The 1,216-nt window shown below is 55.3% G+C and carries 1 protein-coding gene; it reads right to left on the bottom strand.

What is annotated here, in order from left to right; all coding sequences use genetic code 11:
* Positions 1-5: 5 nt before the first annotated feature.
* Positions 6-1,216, bottom strand: a 1,211-nt coding sequence (locus OSC10802_RS43420; protein ID WP_017721609.1) for a vanadium-dependent haloperoxidase, incomplete at its 5' end; no start/stop codon positions are given.

The following is a 1,216-nucleotide window of genomic DNA, read 5'->3' as shown; positions in this document are numbered from 1 at the left end:
CAGTTCTAAATCAGTGAGTCTGGCACATTAGGAGTTAAAAAATTCTCAACAACGTAATGTCCCAAAGCCCTGCCGGTGGCTAAGCCATCTTCATTGGCAGACAGGAAGTGAATCCCGCCATAAATCCGGCTCATACCGGCTTCCGAAGCCGCCTGGGAAAAGCTGTCAAATTGGCGCTCGACACCTGGCAATCCAATGGAAGTTGTGGTAAAATTGAAATTGTCGCCGAAGAGTTCAGTGAGAACTGCATCAGCAGCGCCACTGAAGGTACTGTGCCCAGAAACGTATTCGGGAAAGGGCGGGGTTCCTATCAGGGGGTCCCAAGTTATATCGGCGGCTGTCTGGGGGTTGCCATCGGTATCGGCTTGGTGGATGGCGGTGACCGGTCGCCAGAAGTCGTAGGCGTATTTGGCGTCCCAAGCTACAATGCCGGCGTCTGCTAGGGCGATATTTAGCAGGGCGAACATGCGGGCGTCTTCTACTAGGGTGCTGCCACTTTGTAAGGAGGCTTGTTGGGCGATTTGATTCCAGTGTCCGGGCGGGGTGTAGGTGCCGGCACCATCCGCCCAGAAGAGAGCGATTTCTGTCCCTTCTGGGGTGCGGGCGCTGCTGTTTTTTTTGCCCAATTCTTTGACTTGATTGAGTTCTCTGGTATAATCAGAACTGGTGAGGGGAGGGGGTCCGCTTGGGCGAAATTGGGAGTCGCTTGTGATGGCAAAGGGGGCGAGATTCGCCCACTGGGGGAGGAGTGCCGGTTGAAAGCCGGGAGGGGTGGGAATCCAATTTCCGGCACTGATTTGTGGGGTGTAGGGCACTTTTATGGCGGAACCGTCCGCACTTCTGGCGGCTAAAATTTGGTCGGCTGCGATTTGCCCTAGGGTGACGCCATCTGTTTCGGATTGGCTGTCGGGTATTGCGGCGAGAGAGTCGGTGAGTGCGGCGGAGAAGGTGGCGGATTGGTTGGGGTATAAATTGGTGAGAGTGCGGTGCGCTGCGGCGGCTGCGGCGGCTTCTGGATCGGCGTTTTGCGGCGCTTCTAGGTTGGCTTTGTATGGGGTGCCGGTTTTGGCGATTGCCGTGACGGCATCGTATATTGCTGTGTGGATTATTGCTAGGTTTCTTGCTGCTAATGGGGGTGCTGTTTTGTCTGTTTGGATGGCGTTTAATGCTGTCTGGTTCCAGTCGATGATGGTGTTGGTGGGATCTGCGGAAAGGA

The organism is Kamptonema formosum PCC 10802 (genome assembly GCF_000332335.1).
Taxonomy (GTDB): Bacteria; Cyanobacteriota; Cyanobacteriia; order Cyanobacteriales; family Oscillatoriaceae; genus Oscillatoria.
This window is presented reverse-complemented; position numbering and strand designations above follow the sequence as displayed.